This is a genomic window from Wenyingzhuangia gracilariae (genome assembly GCF_056387575.1).
Map to the genome: position 1 here is coordinate 297396 of NZ_CM150748.1, position 22662 is coordinate 320057.

A 22662-nucleotide genomic window follows, 5' to 3' on the forward strand; every position below is an offset into this window, starting at 1 on the left:
AGAACAATTTTGTTTTTTTGAGAAAAACGAATGTGTTTTCTATACCAAAAGAAGTAAGTAGATGTAAAATAAAATTTCTATAGAATAATTGTAAATAGTTGTTTTTTTAAGTATAATATTTACAACTGCAGTATTAATATTCACTAGAAATTTAGATATTTTATACTATCATTGTACCTGTAGGATAAAGAAAAATAAATTTAAAAATTCATTAAAAATGAGAACATTAAAATTTAGAAACCACGATGAAATGCCTGCTTTTGGTTTGGGAACATGGAAATCTGGTGAAGGAGAAGTTTACAACGCTGTAAAAACAGCTATTAAAGAAGGGTATAGGCATATTGATTGTGCTGCTGCTTATGGTAATGAAGTAGAAGTTGGAAAAGCAATAAACGAAGTTATTAAAGAGGGGATTGTAACAAGAGAAGAGTTGTGGATTACTTCTAAATTATGGTGTAATATGCATGCCAAAAACGATGTGTTTATTGCTTTAAAACAATCGTTAAAAGATTTGCAATTGGAGTATTTAGATTTGTATTTAATTCATTGGCCTATTGCTCAAAAAAAAGAAATTCCTTTTGTAAGCGATGCATCTCACTTTATTCCTTTAACCGAGTTGCCTAACGAAAAAACGTGGGAAGCGATGGAAGAAGCTGTTGCACAAGGTTTAATCAAACACATTGGAGTTTCAAATTTTGGACCTAAAGCTTTGCAACAATTGTTAGAAAATTGCAACATTAAACCAGAAATGAACCAAGTGGAGTGTCATCCGTATTTTCAGCAATCGGAACTGATTGCTTTTTGTCATAAAAACGATATACATGTTACTGCATATGCACCTTTAGGATCTGGTGATAGAGCTGATAAGTTTAAAAAAGTAGATGAACCAGTTTTGTTACAGGACCCTGTTATTAAAGAAATAGCTGCTTCTAAAAACGCTACAACAGGACAAGTGTTAATTAGCTGGGCTTTGCACAGAGGGACTTCTGTTATTCCTAAATCTGTAAACCCGAGTAGAATTGCTCAGAATTTTCAATCTCAACAAATAGAGTTGTCAGAAGAGGATATGCAGAAAATTGAAAATTTAGATAAAAATTACAGATTTTTAACAGGAGAGCATTGGGTTTATAAAGGTAGTCCTTATACTTTAGAAAGCATTTGGGCTTAAGTATTTTGCTTTTTATAGTTAAAATACAATCGATTGATTTGTTTTAATTGAAATATTATAAAACCCTAAACAAATATTTGTTTAGGGTTTTATAATTATTATGTGTTTTGAAGAGTGTAAAGCAATTTGTAAAAGTAACTTATTTATGAATAGACCATTGTAGCTTGTCTATACTAACTCCCATGTTTGGATATACTACACTTGATATATACCATTGACCATCTTCTCCCTGAAAAATTTCAGGAGCATGAGCATTTAATGTCGTAATGTGTTTTTGTAAATCAATTCCAAAGTTGTAAATGTCTTTAGAGGCATATACAATTGCTTCATGAGTATAAGCTCCCATTAAATCAGATCGATCCCATTGCCCTTTTCTCCAAGAGCATACAAATAAATAAAAAGTGTTGTTGTAAAAAATTATGGAGGGAGATTCTGGATCAAATGTATTGGTCGTTAATATTGTTTTGGCATCGCTCCATTTTATGAAGTCTTTAGAAGTTCTCATACGAACACATTTTTCAGAACAATAGGTCATGTAGTAAGTGTCTTTGTGTAGAATAATACTAGGATCTCTAGCTCCTTTTTCCTCTTTAAATAAAGTACCCTTAGGAGTCCATTTATAGAGGTCAGAAGAAGTTGCTAATCTAATAGGGCTATGACCATATACCATGTAGTATAAATTTTGTTTTTTTACAATATAAGGAGCGTGATTGGCATTTATTTCTCCTGGTCGATCTTTTGGTGTTAGTATTTTATGTAGTTCATTATAGTGATTGATTTTAATACTGTTTTTAAAATTTTTAACAGAAGAAATTGCATGAAAAGAAGCAAATTCTCCCTGATGAATGTTTCCTAACTTAGGATTGGTATAGGGGTGTGTAATGCCAAAGATATGCCACAGTCCATTTTTTGCTTTTACAAAACAATGATCATTAGGAATCCATTTATCATACCATTGGCCTTCTTTTAAAACCTTTGTATCAGGGCCAAAAAAATAATCTCCTTTAGGCTCATATATTTTTACAAACTTATTATTTTGTTTGGGAATTAATATTGCATTGGATTGAGAGAAACTTGTAGAAAAGTGCATTACAATCATACAAAGAGATAGGAGAACTTTCATATTTATTTTTGAGTTTTTATCCAATGGACTATGGTTGTATTGTCTAGTATTTTTTGCTCTTTTTTCGAGTAAAAAATATACTGATTAAGTCACAAAAGAGAAGGTTGATTATAGATTGGATGGTCATACTTTTTATCATAGTCTATTTAATTTGTAAAATATAAATTACCTTTTAGTTCTAGATCTTTTCCATTCGTATGTTCCCTTTTTAGCCGCTTCTACCAATTTAGGATATTTTTTAGTTCTAGCTTCACCATCATAGTTGTCAAACACATCTCCATTTCCAAACATTCTAGGGTCGTTTTGTTGTTTTAATTCTTTAAAAAGCTCTTTTTGTAGTCTTTTTTTTATTTTTTTATAGGTGGATTTATACGCTAAATTATTTAAGCATTCAGGGTCTTTTTTTAAATCATACAATTCCTCTTCGGGTCTTTTTCCGTAGCAGTATACAAAGGCCGGATTGTTTTTAGGCAAGTGTTTGGTATAATATTTTGTAGGGCTTGCATCTGTGTCTCTATAATCGGCTTCTTCTGTACCACAAGGCCATCTGTTAGGTTTAAAATTATAAGAATATACATAGTTTTCATTATGAATACTTCTTACTGGATATCCCCAACCATTGGGTCTAGAGGGATCATTTCTTTCTCTACCTGTAATTACTTGTTTTCGGTTGTTGTTTATGGAATTGTTAAAAATAGGAGTTAAGCTTTTTCCTTCTATTTTTTGCATTTCTGTGTTTTCTGGTTGTATGTGTGTAATTTCAAGTATGGTTGGAGCGATGTCTGTAAAACTTGTAAAATCATGAACAATTCTACCTGGTTGTTTTATGTAGTTAGGCCATTTAACAGCAAAAGGTACTTTGGTTGCAAAATCAAAAGGATGGCCTTTGTATCTAGGAAATGGCATACCGTTATCTGAGGTAACAATAATAATGGTGTTCTCTAATTCACCGGCATCTTCAAGGTGTTTTAAGATTACTCCTAACTGAATGTCAAAATGTTCTACTTCAATGGCATAATCTAAAATATCATGTTTTACATCTTCAGAATCTCCCCAAAATGTTGGGTAAAAATCGATGTCAGAAAACTTTTTTCCATTTTTAATTCCTGACTTAAATTCATAAGCTCTGTGAGGTTCTTTGCATCCATACCAAAAGAAAAAGGGAGTGTCTTTAGGTTTGTCTTCTAAAAAAACTTTAAAGTTACCTGCGTAATCATGTTTGTTAATTCCCCATGCTTTAACTTTTTTTACTTTTAATTGATTGTATTCTTTTCCTGTTAATACTTTGGCTTTTTCTTTGTCTCCAGGACCCCAACCTTTTCCTGTAAAGCCTGTATGATATCCGTTTTTACCCAATACTTGAACAAAACTAGTAAATTTATCAGGCCATTTTGTAGGAGTAAGGTTTGCTAAATCTTCTAATTGCCATGGGTTTCTTCCTGTTAAAATTACGGCTCTTGAGGGGGAACATTTACTACTAGGTGTGTACATATTATTGAATAATAATCCTTCTTTAGCAATTTTATCAAAATGGGGAGTTTTTACAAACTTGTATCCGTATGCACTTGCATGAGACATGTCATCTGCTACGGCAAATAAAATATTGGGTTGTTTATTTTGTGAGTAGAATGCTTTGCTAGAAAGTAATAAAGCGAATAACAAAAGTATAAATCTAGACATTTGAATTAGTTTTTATTAATGTTGAATATATGCTGTTAAAGAAATTAACTGAGCTAGTGTATTTTAATTAAAGGTACAATAGGGGAGAACATCTATTTGTTATTACTGCTGGGTGTATTTAATTCTCTAACCCAAATGTTTCTGTAACTAACTGCACTTCCGTGGTCTTGTAGTCGTATAGCATCTTTGCCATGTACTTCTTGTCGTGGCCATCCTATGTAGGAAACAGCACCTAAAAGTTCAAAATGATCTTGAATTAACACACCGTTATGAAAAACAGTTAACGATCCTTTTTTAACTCGTTTTTTGTTGTGAAATACGGGTGGATGATAGACAATATCAAAAATATTCCACTCTCCTGTAGGAACTGATGGATTTACCAAAGGAGGAGATTGTTTGTATATAGAACCTACCATTCCATTTACATAAGTTTCGTTATTGTTGTTGTCTAATATTTGAACTTCATATCTAGCATCTAGTGCCACACCGCTATTCCCCCTTGCTTGCCCAGTTCTTTTTGAATCTACTGGGGGAGATCTCCATTCAATATGAAGCTGTATAGCACCAAATTTACGTTTGCTAACAATGGTTGCGTTTCTTTTTTTACCTCCTTTGTCTACAGTCATTGTTTTTTTAATAGAATCTAGTTTCCATGTACATGGGCTGTTGTCCTTCATAGTTATCCATTCATCCATGTTGCTTCCATCAAAAAGGACAATTGCATCACTAGGAACACCGTTCTGATAAGGATTTATCTTTTTAGGTATAGGGCTGTAATACTCAGTTTCTCTATGATCTTTGGGAGAGGGAATGTCCGAAAAATCTCCTGTTTTTAATGCTTTTAGAATATTAGGATTAGGGGTGTAGTTTTTATTGGCAGGGTGTGTTTTTTTATGTTGACTTTGTGCCAATAAGTTTAATAAGAGAAAAGCTAATGTTAATGTTTTTTTTAGTGGTTGCATTGTATATGTGTTTTACACAATATTAACAGAACAAGACTTAATTTACTGGCTTTTAATTGTTAGTAGACACTTAACAACACACTTAATAGATGTTTTTTGAATCAAATAATGCTATTATATAATGAATTTTACAATGTTGAATTTTATAAATATGGTACTTTTATTTAAAGTTTTAATTCTCTCTTTATGTATTATTATTTAATTTCTTCAATCTTAATTTCTATGACTATTAAGTTTGTCACTTTTTCTAAGCATCTAAAAATTTCGGATATACGTTTTTCAAAACAAGATTCGGTTTTGCCAATAACTCACTTTGAGGAATTTAAGAAGAAATTTAATCCTTTAAGTAAAAATATAGAGGTAGATGCTGAGTTTTGTACAGAAAGTAGTTTGATTGATAAACAATTTGTGTCAACTTATTTAGCAGTTCAAAATTGTAGTATAGGTGTATGTGAACCGTTTGATAGAACGAACGATGATGGTTTTTGTTTTAAAGAACTTAAAGAGTTTTCTTCTTTTTATTTGTTCACTTTTACTTATGAAAATGGTTATTGCTGTAAAACTTTATACGCAGCTACCTTAAGTAAAAAAACATTAAAAATTATTGAAATGGGTGCTATAGCTTTTGCCGGGAATAAAGAAGGATGGTTAGGGGATAAGTATGGAAAATGGATAAATACCAATACGATGGATATGATTACTGTTTCTAACTACGATGATGATTTTGTAGAAGAGAATAATAATTCTAGAATAGACACCACATGGTCAATCATTAAATTAAGTCAAGAAGGAAAGTTTACAGAACAAATACGAAAAAAAGTAAAATATTTGGAAGGAAGAAAGATTTATTTTAAGGAATTTAACCAAGAGCTAATTAAATAATTTTTGTTATAACACAAGCGTTTGCTTAAAGTTGTAAATAGTAAAAACATTCTCTATTTTATTTTTTAATGTCTTAACTACTAAAAACCACTCTTTTTAAGTGGGGCATTAATACTTTCTTTAATGGTTTTTAAGTATTGGGGTTTTATGTTTACCTCAAATTAAATCATTAACTAATGAAATATAAAATTTTCTTTTTTACACTACTTGTTGTAGTAACTAATGTAAACTGTTTTAGTCAAAATCATCAAAATAATAAAACAGAAATAGGTAAAAATACCTTAAATCTTTCCAGTTTAAAATCTTTTAAAAAAACATCCAAAAATTGGAAAATTGTTAAAAATGTAATGGTGGATGATCAAAATCTAGTATCAAAAAGCGGAAAAGGTGTTTTGATACATACACTAAAAAACAAAAAATCTAAACCCATTGCAACCAAGTTTAGGCATGGTAATATAGAATTAGAATTTGATGTATTACTACCCAAAAACTCAAATTCTGGAGTGTTTTTACAAGGGAGATACGAAATTCAACTAGCTGATAGTTGGTGTAAAAAAGATTTGACTTTACAAGATATGGGAAGTATTAACAAAGGGAACAATGCTTTAAATAAAGGCTGGGTAGCTAGTAATAATGGAAGTAAGGATCCCAGAGTTTGGCAACACGTAAAAATTAATTTTCATGCTCCAAAATTCGATGAATCAGGAAAAAAAATAAAAAATGCTTGGCTAGAAGAGGTAGAAGTAAACGGTTTGGTAGTTCAAAAAAACAAAGAAATACAAGAACCAACTTTAGGAGCCATGTATACTGATGAAAGTCCGTTAGGTCCTATAGTTTTTCAAAATTCTAATAGCCAATTTGCTTTTAAAAACATAACCTACAAATTAAATTATTATACTCATTTGTCATCAAAACACATTGTTGCAAGCATAAAAAAATCAACAAATATAAAAAACATAGAAAGTCTTAAAACTCTAAAAATTGATAAGAAAAAAAAGGTCAAAACAATTTCACCTTTAACAGATCTTAAAAAGAATGCAAAAAACTTAATTGTTTATCAAGGAGTTTTTGACATACCAGAAACAGCAGATTATGAGTTTACTATGTCTGCAGAAGGGGGAGCTTTTTTAGCTATTAATGATAAAATTCTACACAATTTTAACATGTCTTATTCAGGACACGAAAATAAAAAACCAAAACCTAAACATATCAAATGCAATTTAAAAAAGGGAGAAGCTTCTTTTATTATTGCTTATAACAAAACCTCTCCATCAAAAAGATTTATTGAATTGTTGGTAGAAGGAGAACATTTACAAAAGCATTCTTTACTATCTCATAAGTTTTCTAAAAAAGAAAAAGAAATACAAGAAATGAGATTTATTATTTTAGAAAAAGATCAGAAAACAAGAATACAAAGAAGTTTTCTTATGCATAAAGATGAAAAACGAACTCATTGTATTTCTGTAGCACACAGTGGAGATACGAATTATTCTTATGATTTAGCTAAAGGTTGTTTATTGCATATTTGGAATGGAGGTTTTTTAAATACTACACACATGTGGCACGGTAGAGGAAATGGACAGTTGGCTTATCCTGAGGGACCTACTATTTTGTTCCATGGAGATGTAGATTTTGCTTTTATAAAAAATGAAAAAAGTAGGTGGCCAACAAAATTAGCAGAAAACATAGAACAAGAACAAAAAGGTTATCGATTAGATGCTATAAAAAATCCAACCTTTTATAGAGAAATACAAGGTGCCAAGATTTCTAACAAATTTGTACCTACATCTACTATTCATCAAAGAAAATTAACCAGAGAAATAACCACAGATTCAAAAAAAGATATTTGGCATAAAGTAACCGAAGCAGATAAAATAGAAAAACTGCCAGGTGGTGGTTATTTAATTTTGAATCAAAATATAGTAATAGATTTTTTGAACTCTAAAGATTACAAACCCATCATAAGAACTCAAGGAAATGTTCAAGAATTAATTGTAAAAATACCTGAGGGTCAACAAAAAATGACATATGATATTGTTTGGTAAAACAAATAGATAAAAAACAACTTGATGAAATTATAGATTAGATGAAAATAAAAATGAAACATATAGCGGTGTTACTTTTCTTATCCATAGTCCAAATAGGATTAGGACAAAGTGACAAGAAAAAATTTAATAAAGAACAAGCTTTAAAAGATGCTGAATATTATAAAATTGTTGATGTACCCATTCCTAAAGATGTTGTTCTAGAAGTAGGAGGTTTGGCTTTAACAGACGAGAACAAACTAGGGGTGTCTACAAGAAGGGGAGAAATATGGCTTATAGACAATCCTACAAGTGAGAATCCTACTTATAAGCTATACGCACAAGGAATGCACGAAGTATTAGGGTTGGTTTATAAAGATCATGGTTTTTACGCATCTCAAAGAGGTGAGGTTACAAGATATGAAGACGAAAATAACGATGGAGAAGCAGATTTGTTTAAAACAGTTTTCTCTTGGCCATTATCTGGTAATTACCACGAATATTCTTACGGTCCTGTTTTAGATAAAGAAGGAAATTTATACGCACATCTAAATTGTACCTATTTTGGTGGAGGATTAAGTAAAGCAAAATGGAGAGCATGGTTGTTAAAAATTACTCCAGAAGGAAAAATGACACCAATAGCAACAGGATTTAGTGGGCCTGCTGGACTTGCTATAGATAATGAAGGAGAAATTTTTTATTCTGAAAACCAAGGAGATTGGGTTGGTTCTGGACGAATAACACATATAGAAAAAGGTGATTTTCTAGGGCATCCAGCTGGTTTGGCTTGGACAAGCGAACCCAATTCACCTTTAAAATTAAAACCAGAAGACATTAAATCAGATTCTTTATCTATTTATGAGTATGCTAAAAAAATCAAGGCATTAAAATCTCCAACAGTTTGGCTTCCACATACCATTTTAGGAATTTCTACTTCCGATATTTTATACGACACCACAGGAGGAAAGTTTGGTCCTTTTGATGGGCAAATGTTTGTTGGAGATCAGGGAAATAGTAAAATAGTTAGAGTTTTTATGGAAAAAGTAAATGGAGTTTATCAGGGAGCTGCATTTGGTTTTGTAGAAGGTTTTTCTTCTGGAGTACTTAGAATGACTTGGGCAAAAGACAACAGTATGTTTGTTGGAATGACAAGCAGAGGGTGGGGGTCTACAGGTAGAGCACCTTATGGATTGCAACGTTTGGTTTGGACAGGTAAAACACCTTTTGAAATAAAAACAATGAAGGCTCTTAATGATGGATTTGAATTAGAGTTTACCAAACCAGTAGATATAAAAATGGCAAAGCAAGTTGCAAATTATAAAATGTCATCATTTACTTACAAGTACCATAAAGAATACGGGAGCCCTATTATTGACAAACAAAAAGCAATGATTCATAAAGCAGAAGTTTCTAAAGATGGTTTAAAGGTAAAATTAACAATACACGGAATGAGATTGGGGTATATTCATCAAATAAGCATTCCAGAATTGAAAGCCAAAACAGGAGAAACTTTGGTACATACAGATGGTTATTATACTTTAAATCAGGTACCAGGAGGAGAATTAAAATCTCCACAAATGACTATGCCTATGGGAGGTGAGTCTACGTTAAAACAACCTAAAAGAGTAAATGTTAAACCTAAAGGTTGGAAAGCAGATCAAAAAATAAGTATGGGGACTCTTGTAGGTTTAAGATTTAGTGAGGAAAAGGTAGTAGTTAAAAAAGGAACCCATATAGAAATGTCCTTAGTTAATAATGATGATATGTTGCATAATATTGTTATTATGAAACCAGGTAAAGATACACCTAATATTGTAGGAAATATGGCTTTACAATTAGGATTAGATGGTCCAGAAATGAATTACGTACCAGAGACAGATTTGGTGTTGTATCATTCAGGAATAGTAGAGCCAGAAAAAACAGAGACTATTTACTTTAAAGCTCCTACAGAGCCAGGTAATTATTGGATTGTGTGTACTTTTCCAGGACATTCATACACCATGCGAACTCAATTGATTGTAAAATAATTTAACAATAATACATAGAAGAGTAGTACAATAATAAAAGTTGTACTCAAATTAAAGCTTCATTAAATAAAAAAACATCGTTCTATGAATTTAGAACGATGTTTTTTTATGTATTTGTAGTTTTTATTTAGAAGCTTCAATAATTAATTTTTGTACTATTTTTTCACCGTTTAAAGACTCATACATAAATATATAAACTCCCGAAGCAAGATGTTTTAAGCTCATAAAATTAGATTTTTTACTATGTACAGAAACAGAAGTTACAACTTTTCCAGACAATGTTGTAATGGTAAGCACGCCATTCATGTTTTTGTGTGTAATGTTATTTTTTGCTGGATTAGGAAAAAAAGACGGTTTGTTTGATGATTTTTCTATTTCATCATCAATATTCATTTTACTCTCCATATCACTTTCAACTACAATTGGTTTTTGAGTGCGTATGGCTGGCAAATCAAAAGCTACATCTTTAATTTCTACATTACTTTCAGTAATATTTTGTCCTGCACGTATCAATACATCACCAGTTCCTTCGTCATTTCCTCCAAAAGATATTTTTTTGGTTGTGTTGTTTCCACCAATAAAGTTATTCAAAAGTATGGTATTGTCTTTTTTAGTTCCTATTTGAATGTTTTCTCCTTCGTTAATTAAAATGTACTTGGCTATTTTAGAAGATTCGTTAAAAGTATTTCCTGCAATAAAAATATTTCTTGGGCCATAAGCGTGTACATCGCGTTTACAGTCTTTATCAATATGTCCACTCTTTGCACATTGTGTATTGGCTCTTCTTTCGTTACTACCATACACATTATATGTCCAAGTAGAATATGTGTTACTTGGTCTTTGTTGTGTAACTCTTTTGTGACCTTCGGTTCCGTTAATATGGATATAGGTATAAGGTTGAGATACCGTGTTTGGCATAGAAAACGTATTGTTATAAATTTCTATGTTATGTGTAAATTGTTCCATGTGTATGGGCTGACACCCCCCTCCAGCATCATCTGTCATACCTTTAAAAATATTGTTCTGAATTAGTACATCTTTAGATTGTACCATGGCTATGTGGAATTGTTTACTTTTTTCAAACGTACAATTTTGTATAACCGTTCCGTTTAAACTAGTGCTTTCTGTGTATCTTCTCCCAGTACCATTTCCTGTATCTTCTCTATCATTTCCATTGTCTGATGAGACGGCTGTTTCATACCCTTCTTTAAATAAGCATCCATCAATAATAACTTTGTCTACATTAACAATTACCTCACCATTTCTTTTGTTGGTGTTTCTGTTAAATATTTGCACGCACATAAAATCGATATTAGAAAAAATACAGTTTTTTAACACAAGACCGTCTGTAGGATATGCATTAATTGCATTGATGGCATTCCATTTAGAATTGGTAAATTCTACGTTTTCAAATTGATGGCCTCTACTTTTGTTGAATCTAAAAATTGGATTCCCCCAAGTTTTTTGATTTTTACCTCCATCTAAAGTTAAATTAGATATTTTATAATTATTTCCTTTAGCATCTATCAATGTGTTTTTTACAGCAGTTAGTTTAAGAACTGTATTGTTGATGCCACTTCCTTCTAAGATCAAATTATTATTTGATAGGGAGAGGGTTTTTGAAAACTCATAAATTCCTTCTGGAAAAATAATTTTTTGAGTTGTATTGTCATTTCCCCATTCAATAATTTGATCTATATTGTTAGGATTTGCTATTTGTGTTTGACTTACAACGGTAATGCTTTTAATACATAGCATTGCCATTATTAATGTATGTTTTATAGTATACATAATCTTATTTTTTTTTGATGACTTTTACTCTCTTGGCCCATTCTTTCCATTGGGTAATCATTTGATTTAATTTCTCTGGGTGAGTTTTAGCCAAATTATTTAATTTGTTGTTTGTATTTCATCATCATAACATCTAATATCAAAATCTTCCATCATTTTAATCAATTCTTTCACTTTTTCGGGGTACGTGTCTACCAAATTGTTTTGCTCAGAAATGTCTTTTTTTAGATTATACAATTGTCCTTTTTTAACAGGTGGTTGATTATATCTGTATTTTTTAGGTATTTTTTTTCCGTTGTATAAAAACTTCCAGTCTTTGTATCTTATTCCATCAATATGGTTGGTGTTAGAAGCGTAGTAATACATTTCTTTTCTAGGAGATTTTAATGTTTTTCCATTAAAAAAATTGGCAATATTGTAACCGTCGTATTTTCTGTCTGTAGGCATTTTTATACCTGCATAGTGTGCAATGGTAGGGAATATATCTAAAGTAGAAACCAATTCATCACTAACAGAACCAGGTTTAATTTCTCCAGGTGCCCAAATAATTGCAGGCACTCTTTGTCCTCCTTCGTAAGTAAGAAATTTACGACCTTTAAGAGGTTTAGCAGAACCATGGCTATTAGGACCATTGTCTGATGTAAAAATAACCACTGTGTTTTTATCCAGTCCTTCTTTTTTTAGTGTTTTAAAAATTTCACCAACACTCCAATCTATTTCCGCAATAGCATCGTAGTAAGGTGTACTTCCGCTAACTCCTTTAAATTTTTCTCCAACATGAATTGGAACATGAGGAAAAGCGTGTGCTAGATATAAGAAAAAAGGCTTCTTTTTGTTTTTTTTGATGAAGGATATTGCTTCGTCTGTGTATCTTTCTGTAATGGTATTTTGATTGGTTGGATATTCAACAATTTCGTTATTACGAAGTAGAGGAGCTTTGTTTTTTAGAATATTATTACTTCCTTTTTTAAATTCAGATTCTACTTTGTTTATATCAGAATGTAATTCTTTTAAAGTGTAGTTCTCTGTAAGTTTTATGTTTTTAGAAATAGCGATGTTTTTAGCAATAGACATATTGTTGCTGTATGGTATACCATAATAAGAATCAAACCCTTGGTTTAGAGGTAAGAATTGTTTGTCGTGACCCAAATGCCATTTTCCAACAATACTGGTTTTGTATTTTTTTTCTTTTAAAAGTTCGGCTATGGTAATTTCTTTTGGAGACAAGCCTGGTTCATTTGTTAATGGACGTAATACAGCGGGAACTTTAACACGTTTAGGCATTCTACCTGTTAATAATGCAGCTCTAGACGGGGAACAAACAGAAGATGCAACATAAAAGCTAGTAAGTTTTAATCCTTCTTTAGCCATTTGATCTATGTTGGGAGTGTTTACTTTTTTAGAACCAAAGCAACTTAAATCTTCATAACCTTGATCATCTGTAAAGATGATGATGAAATTTTTTTGTTGCGCTTGGACATGAAATCCGAAACATAGGAAAAATGTTAGAACTAAGAAATGGTGGTTTATTTTAAGTAGTTTCATTGTATTATAGGTGTTTATATATAGTTATTCAATAGTAATTTTATAGACAATGGCAGCATCTCCATATTTGGGCATTTTTTTGGGAGTTCTAACTTGTAAACCACTGTTTGTTTTTTTCCATTTAATATGTTCTTTGCTACCTAAAACATTTATGGTTTTAATTTTTAAATGTTTGGCTTTGTGTGCAAATACTTTTAAAATGGTTTCTTGTTTAGCTCCAGGCCAACCTAATTGTATAGCATACACCGTTTTTTTATTTTGGGTGTAACGAATGTCTTTTGCATTTAAATTGTTTAGTCCTGCTTTTATTGATCCGTAAGCATTCCAATCATCGTTAGGATTTCTTTTAAGTTCTGTAGGACCTTGTCCAAACTCAACAAACGGACGAGTTTTGTAAATAGCTTCTCCATAGGCAGACAACCAATTTCCAATTCCTTCCATAGATTTTACTTGTTCTTCTGGAATAATTCCTTCTGCCATTGGAGCAGCAGCTAAAATCATAACTCCATTTTTACTAACAACTTCGGCAAGTATTCTAATGGCTTTATTAGGGTTTAATGCAGTACGTTTGTTTTTATTATAACCCCAAGAACTACCTAATTGAAAATCTGTAACCCATACAAAAGGAGCAATTGTTTCCATGGTAGCTCTTTCTATATTTACAACAGCTAAATCTGTAGGGAAAAAGGCTCCTTTTGTATTTACAACTACTTCTTTATTTAGTTCTTTTGCTTTGTTAAAGTAATTTGCTAAAAACTGTTTTCGGTATTCTTCTTGAATGTATCCTTGTGCAAAATCCATCCAAATATAATCGGGGCAATAGGTATTAATAACTTCGTTTAATTTACCTAGCCATATGTTACACTCTTCTTTGTAGCTGGTGTTTCCGTATAGAATGTCAAAAGCACCTCCTTCAGGAAATTCTAGTTTGTTATAAGTTGTAAGATGTTGACTTACTGGACGTAGTACGCTATTTTCTTTTTTAGGGAAAAACATCATATGAAAACCATGATGAAACGTAGTCATAAATTTCAAATCACGTTTTTTAACTTCTAAAGCCATTTCTTTTACAACATCAATTTTAGGTCCCATATCTTTTGAGTTCCATGGATTTACTTTGCTCTCCCATAAAGAAAATCCATCGTGATGTTCTGCAATTGTTCCAATAAACTTGGCACCTAATTGTTCAAATTTATCAACCCAATCTTTAGCACTAAATTGTTCTCCTTTCCATTCTGGAATAAAATCATGATATTGTTTTGCTCTACCATAAGTTTTGGTGTGGTAGTCGTAGATATCTTTTCCCCAATTTTTCTTTCGATCATATTCGTACATAAAACGACCATACCACTCATTACCGTTGGCAGGTACATTGTAGACTCCCCAGTGGAAATACACTCCTAATTTGGCATCAGCAAACCATTCTGGTGTTGCTTTGTGTTTGCTAAGGTTTTTCCAGTTGGGCTTAAATTTTTCTTGAGCAAAAGAAAAAGTACTAACAAAGAGTACTATTAGTAGTAAGTATTTATTTTTTTTCATTAGGGTGTTGTTTTTGGTGTTTATTTTTAAAACCTTAAAAAAAAGTAAGGTTAGTTCTCCAAAGGAGACTTCTCAATTATTATAATTCTAGGATCACCTGTGTTTGTTAAGTATGTAAATAATTCTAAATGCAGTTTTTTACAAACTTCAGAATGATTTTAACTAGGTTGTTTAATTGATAAGTATCTTTTTTTATATGATACAGTTCTACTATTTTATGTAACTAAAGTTATTAACTAGCTAAGAGCCTAACAAAACAATTTGAATAACAAATGGTTTAAAATGATGTAGTTTTCTAAAATAACTCTTTCCAAAAATGGTTTTTAGAAAAGCATCCATATCTTTTAATAAGTTAAGTATTACATACTTTTTTTGAAGACACAAGTTTAAATTAGAGTCAAAAAAATAAGGAATAACAGCTGGTTTCTTCATTGTTTACAATTTGAAGTTCTTGTGAAATTAATATCTAATGATTTAAAAGAAACTTAACAACTAGTTAGTTGTTTTGTTAATAAAGGGTTAATATATAGCTTAATAAAGTATGTAAACACTTGTTTACGAGTGTGTTTTTTGTTTTTTTTAATGAAGTAGTTATAAGTAAGAACTGGTTTTATTTAATCTTTTGTGTTGGTTTTTAAGGTTATTATTAAAATGAATTTTGTAGATTTTCAGTAAGTTTGATAATAATTACTCGCCTACATTTTCAATTTTATGTCAAAAAAAAATAATCTTATTTTTTTTCAAACGATTTTAAAAATCACTTTTCTGTTTCTAACATGTAATGTTGTTGCACAGACAATTAGTGATAAAACCTTTGCGATTGCAGAACTATCTAATATTAATGATATAAAAGAAGTTTTTAAAAAAAAACATGCAAGTGAAAATTTTGGTATGTCTATCAATATAATTGAAGATGCTGAACAAACCAATTTACTTGTACAGTTAGAAAGAGATCGTATAAATTTGGCTTTACTTTTAAAGCAAATTGAAGAACACCTAAAGAGTCATAAAAAAGAAGTGTTTCCTTTGTTTTTAAGGTTTAAAGGAAAAGAAAGTAAACTAATCACCGCATTACAGCAGGCCAATTTGTTAGATGTAGTTTATCATCAGCCAGCTGGAGAAAGGTGGCCTACTACCGAGCAAATTTTACAAAAACAAAAGCAATTAATTATTTTTAAAGAAAAAACTTCTAGTAAGTTTTTTAACGCCATACCTCACCATGTGTTTAATATTTCTAAACCATTAGAAGAACGGTTTTCAGATGCTGATTTGTCTAATGAGTTTTTAATGGTTCATCGTTTTACATCTCAAGGTTTGTTATTAGAGAAAATACCCGAAAATTGGAATAATATTAGTACCAGCAATTATGCAATTGACTACTTAATGACAAAGTGGAAAATTACCGGAAAAAGACCCAATTTTATTTTTTATTCTTCCATTCAATATGCCCCAACCATTTATTATTTATGCAAATTATTAGATCAGGTATCTTTTGTAAAAGGTAGTGTAAGCATAGATAGGCAATTGGTGAATAGAATTAATTGGAAGCATAATAAAAAATCTATTACAGGCGGATTTTATAGTTTTCCTTTTCATGCTCATGAAAATTTAATTCTACATCCTTTAAAAGAAGGTTTTTCTACATTATCTGATGAAGTAAAATTATCAGGAGAAAAAAATAGAGAAATAAATTTTGAGATGAAGCCTTTAGAAATTATAGATGGTTTAACGGCTAGTTATAAGTTTGAAAATAATTTAGAGAATGATGTTTTAAGTACAAATACTACACTAGTGAGTAATACACCTGTTTTTGTGGTAGATAAGAACAAAGGAAATGTGTTAAAAATTAGTGATAAAAATGCAATAAAATTAAACAATGTAAAAGAATACGGAATTGTAAATTCTAGTTTTACCATAGCGGTAGATTTTAACTATACTTTTTTAAAAGGTCAAACTAGTTATCCTATTTTAGGTACCGATGAGGTAGCGTATAGAAAAGGATTGCATTTAAATGTACAAACCAATAAACTTATTTTTGGTTTTTTTACCAACGATACAAAAGTCAATTATAATTTACCCGAAAAAAAATGGCATCAACTTATTGTAAAGTACAATTTAAATAAAAATGAGCAAACCATTTACTTAAATGGAGTGTTGGTAGGAAAGTCTAAGCATAGAGCTTCTTTTATAGGAAACTCCAACTTGTTTTTAGGACATTGTTTGGAGAATGTTCATTTTTTTAATGGTTATTTAGACAACTTACGTATTTGGAATAGAGCTTTAAGCGAAAAAGAAATAGTTTGGTTGCATAACAATGACTTAGTTGTTGAAAATAAAAATAATGTGTCTCCAATATTTCTAGTTATACCTTTAGTTTGTTGCCTTGCTTTGCTTATTGTTTTTTTTCTTAGAAAGAAAAAAAGAAAAGGTACAGTCTACATTCCTTTAAGGGAAAAAGAACAGAAAAAAACAAATGTCATTCAGTTGTTTGGTCAGTTTAGGGTTTTTAACAATCAAGGAGTTGATTTATCTGAGAATTTTTCACCAAAAATTAAGGAACTATTTTTACTGATTTTAATAAGAACAATACAAAACAAAAAAGGGATTAGAACTCAGGAACTGACACAAATTTTATGGGAAGGTTTTTCTTCTGCAAAGGCAGCAAATAATAGAGGGGTTTCATTTAATGTGTTAAAAAAAATAGTAAATAAAGCCAAAGGCATTCAAGTAGTTTATGAAAACAAACTATGGAAAGTAGTGTTAGATGATGCTTTTTTTGTGGATTATGAGTGGGTGTGTAAATTTTTAAAGGAGAAAGAAACAGATACCAAGGTGTTTTTTGATATTGTTAAAACAGGAGTGTTTTTAAATGATGCTAAAACAGACTGGATGTTAGAAGAAAAATCAAATGTGAATTTTGACATTCTAGATGTTTTATCAATTTACACAAAGGAAGAGTTTACCAAAAAGAATTATCCAAAAGTTTTAGAAATCACCTCATATATTCAACAAATTGATGAATTAAATACTGTGGCTCTTTACTATCAACTACATTGTTTAAACATAAAAGGTAGTAAAAACAAAGTCAATTATCTTTTTGAAAGTTTTTGTAAAAAATATGAAGAGCTTAATGATATTCCTTTTAGGTATGATTTGCTACATTTTTTAAGTGAAGATATAGATGAGTTTTGGGATTAATAGTGAATACACGTGCATCTATGTAACTTGTTATAAAAATTTAGTCTTTAAATAAATATTTTAGCAAAGAGCGGATTCCCATGGCAAACAAAACAATGGTAGCAATAGCTAAAATAATTCCTATATAAAGAATAAAGTGGATATCTGCTTTTTGTTGTGCTTTAAAACCCATAGTAATTACTATGGGGCTAAGAATAAGGAGAGATAAGGTAGCTCCCATTATGTTAATACCTCTTCTTAAATGTTTTTTAGGGTCTGGAGTTTCCATTATTTGTAGTTGTTAATTGCGTTTCTAACACTTCCGTATTTTAAAAGTAATGCTTTGGCAGTGTTGTAGTCAATATCAATTTCTTTTAAAATCATTTTGGTACCTCGGTCTACCAACTTATCATTAGACAATTGCATGTCTACCATTTTGTTTCCTTTTACTTTTCCTAATAAAATCATCACACTGGTACTAATGGTGTTTAATACCATTTTTTGAGCTGTACCGGCTTTCATTCTAGAACTTCCTGTTACAAATTCAGGACCTACAGTTACTACCACGGGATAGTTGGCTACTTTGTGTAAAGGACTATTTAAATTCATGGTAATGCAGCCTGTAACAATGTTGTTTTGGTTGCAAGCTTCTAAAGCAGCTATTACATAAGGAGTGGTTCCCGATGCTGCAATTCCTATCACTACATCATTACTACAAATGTTGTGTTTTTGCAAATCTATCCAACCTTGTTGGGTGTTGTCCTCTGCATTTTCTACCGCTTTTCTAATAGCAGTATCTCCTCCAGCAATAATTCCTATCACCAACTCATGAGGAACTCCAAAAGTAGGAGGGCATTCTGATGCATCTAAAATACCCAAACGTCCACTAGTTCCTGCTCCCATATAAAACAATCTACCTCTATTTTTTAGTTTTTCTACAATGGTATTGACCAAAGCTTCAATTTGTGGAGTTGCTTTTTCTACCGCAAACGCTACTTTTTGATCTTCGTTATTAATGTTCTGAATTAATTCTAAAGCAGACATATTTTCTAAATCGTTGTATAGAGAATCTTGCTCAGTAGTTTTTGTGAAATCCATGGATTTATTCTAGGTTGATGTTTCTTTTAATTTGATTTCCGTTTTGATCAATTACCGTAATTTGATGTTTTCCAATGGTTGGAGTAATCGCAATTTCATGATGATGCGTTGTTGTTTTTACATAGGTATGATCTAAGTACCAAAACAGTTGTTCATCGCTTCTTTGATGACTTACTTTGATGACAATAGGATTTGTTTGTTCATCAAAATCTTTTGTCAGGATAAAATTAGCGTTTTCATTTGGACTTATAAAGTCCATAACGGAATTGTTCACGTTTAAACAACTTTTTTTAATAGGAGGAATATCTTGATAATTGGCATTTTGTTTTTTGTAGTACCATGCTTGGTTGGGGGGAAGTACAAACCAAGTGGCAGGGATAATAGTATTTTCATCGGCACAATTTTTAAACACACGATGTTTTTGCTCTTTGTCTACATATATTTTTTGATGGTAAGGACAGGGCAACGTGGTATTATTTGTTAATGGAATCCATTCTTTAGTGGTTGGGCATAACGGATTTGCTTTGTGACCGCTAAGGCTACAAACCTCTATTTCTTGAAGTTCATCTATAGGTTTGTCAAACCAATAATTTTCAGGCAAACTTTCCAAAACATCAAACATAACTGGTGCAGCAAAATTGACCCCTGTCATGTTTGCAATTCCTTCTCCATCGGCATTTCCAACCCAAACACCAATGGCATATTTTTTAGTTACTCCAATACTCCAAGCATCTTTGTTTCCAAAGCTGGTTCCTGTTTTCCAAGATATTTTATGAGAAGAATTGTAGTGTTTCCATTCTTTGTCATTTTCGGGTCTAGTTAATTCTGTAATAGCCTCAAGACCTAAATAAATACTCCCTGCATCAAAAATATTTTTTGCAATGGATTTTTCTCCCAAGTCTAAAATGTTGTTTTTGTAAAAACTAGCCTCTTGATGTTCTTTGCTAAAATAACTTCCGTTGTTGGTGTTGTAATGATTTAATGTGCTTGCCAAATTGGAATACATATTGGTCAGTTCCCATAAAGAACTTTCTGCTCCACCTAAAATTAAAGTCAATCCGTAATGATCTACAGGTTTGTGAACTCCTTTTAATCCTAAATAGTTTAAATCACTTTTAAACTTATGCATGCCATAGGTTCTTAACATTCTAACCGCTGGAATGTTTAACGATTTGGCAAGTGCTTTTTTAGCCGAAACAGCTCCGGAGTAGGTAAAATTATAGTTTTGTGGTTTGTATTCTTGTATTTGAGTAGGCACATCTGGCACCAGCATATTGGGTAGTATTTCTCCACTGTTTAACATGCCCATATATAGTATAGGTTTTAGAGTGCTACCTGTACTTCTTTGTGCCTGAATCATGTCTACAAACTTTTCGTTTTTTGTAGTGGTAGGACTATTTCCTACATATGAAACTACTTTTTTAGTGTAAATATCAATCACCAAAACCGCTAGGTTGTAAATGTTGTTTTTAGCATATTGTTGATGAAATTTGGCAACACTTTTAAGGACTTGTTGTTGAATGTCATCGTTTATGCTTGTTTCTATTCTTTCTCCTTTGTTGGTTTGATTAATGTGTGAAATTAAATGAATGTTTTCTTGCGGAATAGCAACAGGTTTTTTAGGAATGTTTTCTTGTATAGATAACTGATACGTTGTTTCATCAATAATTCCTTTTTGTTTTAGTTTTAATAACAAAAAATCTCTTTTCTTTTGTAATAAGTGTTTGTTTTTTCCAGGGAAAATCAACCCCGGAGCATTAGGTAATACTGCCAATGTAGCACTTTCTGCCCAAGATAACTTTTCGGGAGAAGTTCCAAAATATCGCCAAGAAGCCATTTCTAAGCCCACTACATTTCCTCCATAAGGAGCGTGATTGGCATAGAGTTTTAAAATTTCATCTTTAGATTTGGAGAATTCTAATCTTGTAGCCCAAATAAGCTCAATGAATTTTTCGGTATAGGTTCTTTTTTTATTTCTGCTTAAACGTATGACTTGTTGTGTAAGTGTACTAGCACCTCTTTTGTTTTTTCCTGTTTTGTAATTGGTAATCATGGCTTTTCCTATAGCTATAGGATTAAAACCAGGATGATTGTAAAAATATTCATCTTCATAATAGCGTATGCACTGCTTAAATTTTGTCGGAATGGAATCCGCAGGAGGGAATCTCCATTGTTCGTCACTAGCAATAGTAGCTCCTAGTAATTGATGGTTTTTAGAAAAAATAACGGTAGAATAATCTTCCTTAAATAGGTGAGTGGGTAAAAACAAGAAATACCAAAAACACAACATAAAACCTATACTAAGTTTTAGTTTGTGTTTTAAACAATAAGATGTAATTTTTGTTTTCAAATTAAGGAGTTACGTTAATTTAAGTGTTTTTGTTGTGGTTGATAAAATACTTGTCTTACCTAATTTAGGAGTGTTTGTTTGTAATTAGATAGAGCAAACATAAAGTTTATTTTTCTTATCTAGTTTTTATGTTTTATTCGTTTTTAAAATAAATTAAAATGTCCGATTGGGCGATTGATTTGTCTTAATGGGCGATTGATGTTTTTTATAGTCTAGTAGTTTTGCTAATTAATTAAATAATAGTAACAACTTATACTTATGAAACTAAAAAACTACTTTTTTTTATGGACTTTCCTATGCCTTAATACTATATACGCACAAAAGAATCATTTAGTTTCTGTAGCACAAAAAGTGAATGTTGTAGAGTCCGCAACACATTTAAATTTTGGAAATCATAATGACTATGTAAGAATTCAAGGTATTAATCTTGCTAATTCTCCTATTACCATTGAGTTTTATGCTAAATTTAACAATCTTTATCAAGCGGGTTATATACTAAGTCAAGGAGTTGAAGCATATGGTCAACAATTACAAATTGGTTTTAGAAATGGTTTTTTTCATTTTTCTTTTTTTGGAAATGATTTATTTATATCTAATTACAATACAGATAGCAATTGGCATCATTGGGCATGTGTATATGATCCTGTTACTCATGTAAGATCTGTATACCAAGATGGAGTTTTGGTAGGACAAAATTCAATAAGTCCATATCAAGGTTCTGGAGATTTATTGTTGGGACTAAGAACATTGTATAACAATACGGGGTTTTGGGGAGATTTAGATGATTTACGCATTTGGAATGTTGCAAGAACATCTGCAGAAATTAATTCTAATAAAGAATGTGAATTGGTAGGAAATGAAACAGGTTTAGTAGCTTATTACAAGTTTAATCAAGGTGATGCATATGGAAATAATGGTGGGATAACAAGTTTGTTAGATGCAACTTCTCATGGACACCATGGAACTTTTCAAAGTTTTTCCTTATCAGGATCTAGTAGTAATTTTTTATCAGGTTCCCCTGTAAGTAACTGTACGATTTTAAATATTGCAAATTTTAATATAGATACTGATGTTATAATTTTTCCAAACCCAACATTAGGAAGTGTAGAAATTAATTTAAAAAGCTTAACGAATGTTACAGTTACGGTTTATGATGTAAGTGGTAGAGAATTGATGCATAAATCTTTATCTGCAAAAGAGAACCGTATAGATGTTTCTAATTTAAAATCTGGAATGTATTCTTTTATTATAAAATCTACAGAAGGAACAACGGTTAAAAAAATACTTAAAAATTAA

Annotated in this window: 16 protein-coding genes; 6 read left to right on the plus strand and 10 right to left on the minus strand. The window is 31.0% G+C overall.

Going from position 1 to position 22662, the window contains the following annotated elements:
* The first annotated feature begins 217 nt into the window (after positions 1 to 217).
* Entirely contained in the window at positions 218 to 1168 is a 951-nt protein-coding gene (locus tag ACY2IJ_RS01145; protein WP_476725323.1) for an aldo/keto reductase, read from the plus strand.
* A 139-nt stretch (positions 1169 to 1307) separates the two neighbouring features.
* Here the strand turns inward: ACY2IJ_RS01145 and ACY2IJ_RS01150 are convergent, their stop codons facing one another.
* The 3 genes from ACY2IJ_RS01150 to ACY2IJ_RS01160 form a co-directional block, all read right to left on the minus strand.
* Positions 1308 to 2291, minus strand: coding sequence for a family 43 glycosylhydrolase (locus ACY2IJ_RS01150; protein ID WP_476725324.1), 984 nt, complete (start codon positions 2289 to 2291; stop codon positions 1308 to 1310).
* 165 nt (positions 2292 to 2456) lie between these two features.
* Positions 2457 to 3971, minus strand: coding sequence for a sulfatase family protein (locus tag ACY2IJ_RS01155; protein WP_476725325.1), 1515 nt, complete (start codon positions 3969 to 3971; stop codon positions 2457 to 2459).
* A gap of 92 nt (positions 3972 to 4063) precedes the next feature.
* Complete coding sequence (locus ACY2IJ_RS01160) at positions 4064 to 4933, minus strand: 3-keto-disaccharide hydrolase (protein ID WP_476725326.1); 870 nt, start codon at positions 4931 to 4933, stop codon at positions 4064 to 4066.
* Positions 4934 to 5119: 186 nt separating this feature from the next.
* On the opposite strand from ACY2IJ_RS01160, the gene ACY2IJ_RS01165 reads away from it, so the two are divergent.
* The 3 genes from ACY2IJ_RS01165 to ACY2IJ_RS01175 all read left to right on the plus strand — a co-directional run bounded on the left by ACY2IJ_RS01165 (position 5120) and on the right by ACY2IJ_RS01175 (position 9866).
* Positions 5120 to 5815, plus strand: coding sequence for a hypothetical protein (locus tag ACY2IJ_RS01165; RefSeq protein ID WP_476725327.1), 696 nt, complete (start codon positions 5120 to 5122; stop codon positions 5813 to 5815).
* A 176-nt stretch (positions 5816 to 5991) separates the two neighbouring features.
* Positions 5992 to 7860 (plus strand): 3-keto-disaccharide hydrolase, encoded by a 1869-nt coding sequence (locus ACY2IJ_RS01170; RefSeq protein WP_476725328.1) that lies wholly within the window; start codon positions 5992 to 5994, stop codon positions 7858 to 7860.
* A gap of 53 nt (positions 7861 to 7913) precedes the next feature.
* Entirely contained in the window at positions 7914 to 9866 is a 1953-nt protein-coding gene (locus ACY2IJ_RS01175; RefSeq protein WP_476725329.1) for a sulfocyanin-like copper-binding protein, read from the plus strand.
* Between the two features lie 123 nt (positions 9867 to 9989).
* On the opposite strand, the gene ACY2IJ_RS01180 is transcribed toward ACY2IJ_RS01175, so the two are convergent.
* The 4 genes from ACY2IJ_RS01180 to ACY2IJ_RS01195 form a co-directional block, all read right to left on the minus strand.
* Positions 9990 to 11657: a T9SS type A sorting domain-containing protein gene (locus tag ACY2IJ_RS01180; protein ID WP_476725330.1), complete on the minus strand. Its 1668-nt coding sequence runs from the start codon at positions 11655 to 11657 to the stop codon at positions 9990 to 9992.
* Between the two features lie 99 nt (positions 11658 to 11756).
* Positions 11757 to 13202, minus strand: a complete 1446-nt coding sequence (locus tag ACY2IJ_RS01185; RefSeq protein ID WP_476725331.1) for a sulfatase family protein — start codon at positions 13200 to 13202, stop codon at positions 11757 to 11759.
* A gap of 24 nt (positions 13203 to 13226) precedes the next feature.
* A complete protein-coding gene (locus tag ACY2IJ_RS01190; protein WP_476725332.1) occupies positions 13227 to 14741 on the minus strand; it encodes an alpha-L-fucosidase in 1515 nt (504 codons plus the stop codon).
* A gap of 240 nt (positions 14742 to 14981) precedes the next feature.
* Entirely contained in the window at positions 14982 to 15173 is a 192-nt protein-coding gene (locus ACY2IJ_RS01195) for a hypothetical protein (RefSeq protein ID WP_476725333.1), read from the minus strand.
* 459 nt (positions 15174 to 15632) lie between these two features.
* Between ACY2IJ_RS01195 and ACY2IJ_RS01200 the strand changes: the two genes are divergently transcribed.
* Complete coding sequence (locus tag ACY2IJ_RS01200; protein ID WP_476725335.1) at positions 15633 to 17939, plus strand: LamG domain-containing protein; 2307 nt, start codon at positions 15633 to 15635, stop codon at positions 17937 to 17939.
* A gap of 40 nt (positions 17940 to 17979) precedes the next feature.
* Here ACY2IJ_RS01200 and ACY2IJ_RS01205 read toward each other — a convergent pair whose 3' ends face one another.
* Genes ACY2IJ_RS01205 through pbpC form a run of 3 tightly spaced genes read right to left on the minus strand, consistent with a single transcriptional unit; the run spans position 17980 to position 21366 of the window.
* Positions 17980 to 18207: a DUF6095 family protein gene (locus tag ACY2IJ_RS01205; protein ID WP_476725337.1), complete on the minus strand. Its 228-nt coding sequence runs from the start codon at positions 18205 to 18207 to the stop codon at positions 17980 to 17982.
* Complete coding sequence (gene murQ, locus ACY2IJ_RS01210) at positions 18207 to 19016, minus strand: N-acetylmuramic acid 6-phosphate etherase (protein ID WP_476725338.1); 810 nt, start codon at positions 19014 to 19016, stop codon at positions 18207 to 18209. Before murQ ends, ACY2IJ_RS01205 begins: the two co-directional genes overlap by 1 nt.
* A gap of 4 nt (positions 19017 to 19020) precedes the next feature.
* Positions 19021 to 21366 carry a penicillin-binding protein 1C gene (pbpC, locus tag ACY2IJ_RS01215; RefSeq protein ID WP_476725339.1) on the minus strand — a complete coding sequence of 782 codons (2346 nt, stop codon included), beginning with the start codon at positions 21364 to 21366 and terminating at the stop codon, positions 19021 to 19023.
* 258 nt (positions 21367 to 21624) lie between these two features.
* On the opposite strand from pbpC, the gene ACY2IJ_RS01220 reads away from it, so the two are divergent.
* The gene (locus ACY2IJ_RS01220; protein WP_476725340.1) at positions 21625 to 22662 is read left to right on the plus strand and encodes a LamG-like jellyroll fold domain-containing protein; all 1038 of its coding nucleotides are present in this window, start codon (positions 21625 to 21627) and stop codon (positions 22660 to 22662) included.

Bases quoted from the DNA above. Each gene is read 5' to 3' on its own strand.
- ACY2IJ_RS01155 (WP_476725325.1), bottom strand. From the start codon at position 3,971: ATGTCTAGATTTATACTTTTGTTATTCGCTTTATTACTTTCTAGCAAA.
- ACY2IJ_RS01185 (WP_476725331.1), bottom strand. From the start codon at position 13,202: ATGAAACTACTTAAAATAAACCACCATTTCTTAGTTCTAACATTTTTC.
- ACY2IJ_RS01195 (WP_476725333.1), bottom strand. From the start codon at position 15,173: ATGAAGAAACCAGCTGTTATTCCTTATTTTTTTGACTCTAATTTAAAC.
- ACY2IJ_RS01150 (WP_476725324.1), bottom strand. From the start codon at position 2,291: ATGAAAGTTCTCCTATCTCTTTGTATGATTGTAATGCACTTTTCTACA.
- ACY2IJ_RS01175 (WP_476725329.1), top strand. From the start codon at position 7,914: ATGAAACATATAGCGGTGTTACTTTTCTTATCCATAGTCCAAATAGGA.
- ACY2IJ_RS01190 (WP_476725332.1), bottom strand. From the start codon at position 14,741: ATGAAAAAAAATAAATACTTACTACTAATAGTACTCTTTGTTAGTACT.
- ACY2IJ_RS01165 (WP_476725327.1), top strand. From the start codon at position 5,120: ATGTATTATTATTTAATTTCTTCAATCTTAATTTCTATGACTATTAAG.
- ACY2IJ_RS01180 (WP_476725330.1), bottom strand. From the start codon at position 11,657: ATGTATACTATAAAACATACATTAATAATGGCAATGCTATGTATTAAA.
- ACY2IJ_RS01145 (WP_476725323.1), top strand. From the start codon at position 218: ATGAGAACATTAAAATTTAGAAACCACGATGAAATGCCTGCTTTTGGT.
- ACY2IJ_RS01205 (WP_476725337.1), bottom strand. From the start codon at position 18,207: ATGGAAACTCCAGACCCTAAAAAACATTTAAGAAGAGGTATTAACATA.
- ACY2IJ_RS01220 (WP_476725340.1), top strand. From the start codon at position 21,625: ATGAAACTAAAAAACTACTTTTTTTTATGGACTTTCCTATGCCTTAAT.
- ACY2IJ_RS01200 (WP_476725335.1), top strand. From the start codon at position 15,633: ATGTCTATCAATATAATTGAAGATGCTGAACAAACCAATTTACTTGTA.
- ACY2IJ_RS01160 (WP_476725326.1), bottom strand. From the start codon at position 4,933: ATGCAACCACTAAAAAAAACATTAACATTAGCTTTTCTCTTATTAAAC.
- murQ (WP_476725338.1), bottom strand. From the start codon at position 19,016: ATGGATTTCACAAAAACTACTGAGCAAGATTCTCTATACAACGATTTA.
- ACY2IJ_RS01170 (WP_476725328.1), top strand. From the start codon at position 5,992: ATGAAATATAAAATTTTCTTTTTTACACTACTTGTTGTAGTAACTAAT.